Raw genomic sequence first — 398 nt, 5'->3', positions numbered from 1 at the left:
TCCCGTTTTACGGAGCTGGTCCATAAGAAAGAAAGAATTTCCGCCGGTAAAATATATCACATCTGCTTCTTCAAAAACAGACTGTATCGTTGAATAAGCCTCCGTTGAAATATCAATTTCAGTTACGATCGCTCCCAACTTTTTGAATAATTTCCTTTATTATTTTTCATTTTTTTAAACTATTTAATACTAATGTCTTTTATAATAGCTTTTCATATATTATATAATCAATCTTTATAAGTCCTTTTATAAATTTCTTTTCTACCATTTTCGATAAATTCCTGTTTAATATTTTTAATTCCATAAACAATAGTTTCAATAGGATAATATTCTTCAACTATATCTTGATATTCTTTTGCTTTCTCAATATCTATATTTCCATACATTCTTAATATATC

The 398-nt window shown here is 26.1% G+C and carries 1 pseudogene; it reads right to left on the bottom strand.

Features of this window, described 5'->3' with window-relative positions:
- Positions 1-156, bottom strand: a pseudogene (locus PG766_RS14555) (Type 1 glutamine amidotransferase-like domain-containing protein); the annotation flags it as partial.
- Positions 157-398 lie beyond the last annotated feature (242 nt).

Source organism: Coprococcus sp. LG101-27 (assembly GCF_027695515.1).
GTDB classification, from domain to species: domain Bacteria; phylum Bacillota; class Clostridia; order Lachnospirales; family Lachnospiraceae; genus Allocoprococcus; species Allocoprococcus comes.
Note: the sequence above shows the minus strand (reverse complement) of the source record. Positions and strands in the feature narration are given on the sequence as shown.